The sequence below is a fragment of the Pseudomonas sp. MF08817 genome (assembly GCF_059862705.1).
The window spans coordinates 1-1,235 of the sequence record NZ_JCBCUY010000096.1; the positions used below are offsets into that span (position 1 = coordinate 1).

The 1,235-nt window shown below is 54.7% G+C and carries 1 protein-coding gene; it reads right to left on the bottom strand.

Going from position 1 to position 1,235, the window contains the following annotated elements; genetic code table 11:
• Positions 1 to 8 precede the first annotated feature (8 nt).
• A protein-coding gene (locus AC19YR_RS24740; protein WP_109627876.1) for an IS3 family transposase occupies positions 9 to 1,171 on the bottom strand; the annotation gives its coding sequence in 2 pieces (ribosomal slippage) (positions 9 to 916 and positions 916 to 1,171; 1,164 coding nt in all).
• Between the last annotated feature and the right edge of the window lie 64 nt (positions 1,172 to 1,235).

A 1,235-nucleotide genomic window follows, 5' to 3' on the forward strand; every position in this document is an offset into this window, starting at 1 on the left:
TGTAGTGGTCAACTAATCCCGGACACGACGTTAAGTTTTTCCTCAGCCCGCGCTGGAGCCAACCCATCGTTGAATTGATGAGGCCGAATCCAGTTGTAGCGATGCATCAAAAAATGGCTGATATCGCGCTGTGCTTCCTGCGCAGTTCGATAGCCCACGGTCGGTATCCATTCTGTTTTCAAGCTGCGAAATACGCGCTCCATCGGTGCGTTATCCCAGCAGTTTCCTCGTCGACTCATGCTTTGGCGCATGCGGTATCGCCACAACCGCTGGCGAAAGAGTCGGCTTGCATATTGCGATCCCTGGTCTGAGTGGAATAGCAGATCCGAAGGCCTGCCACGCTGCTCGTAAGCCATATCCAGCGCTTTGATCACCAGCTCAGCGTCTGGCTTTTCCGACAGCGCCCAGCCCACGATCCGACGCGTACAAAGATCCAGGACGACAGCCAGGTAATGCCACTTTCCTTGCGCCCAAATGTAGGTGATATCGCCGCACCAGACTTGATTGGGCGCAGGCACGTCGAACTCGCGGTTCAATGTGTTCGGGATATCCAGTCTTTCTACTGTTGCTCGTTTGTAGGCGTGGGAGCCGGGTTGTTTGCTGACTAAATCAAGCTCGCGCATCAAGCTACGCACTTTGAATCGACCGAGTTGCTCACCGTCTTCACGCATCAGTGACAGGATGCTGCGACTGCCCGCAGAGCTGCGACTTTGCGAGAACAGCTCACTTACGCGACTACGCAATCGAAGCCGTTCAACATCCGGCGTGCGGCGCCGCAGGCGCTGGGCGTAGTAACACGAGCGAGTGACGTCAAACACCTTGCACAGCCAATCAACCGGCTCATGTGCCCTCAACTGGTCAATCAGCGCGAACGCTCGTGATCTTCCGACATCAAGAGCGCGGTAGCCTTTTTTAGTATTGATTTCTCTCGCTCAAGCCGAGCAATCCGGGCTTCCAGCTCCTGAATTTTTTGCTGTTCCGGAGTCAGTGCCTTGCTCTGCGGGGTGACGCCTTTATGTTCTTTCTGAATCTGGTCAACCCAGCGGCGCAATGCCGACTCACCAATGCCGAGCGAACGGCTGGCTTCGATGTAGCTGTAGTTTTGTTTGAGCACAAGGTCGGCAGCCTCGCGCTTGAATTCAGGAGTAAAGGAGCGGCGTTGTTTAGTCATCTGACACCTCGATCTGGCGAGCATTCTCGCCTAAATGGGTGTCCGGTTTCATTAGACCACTACA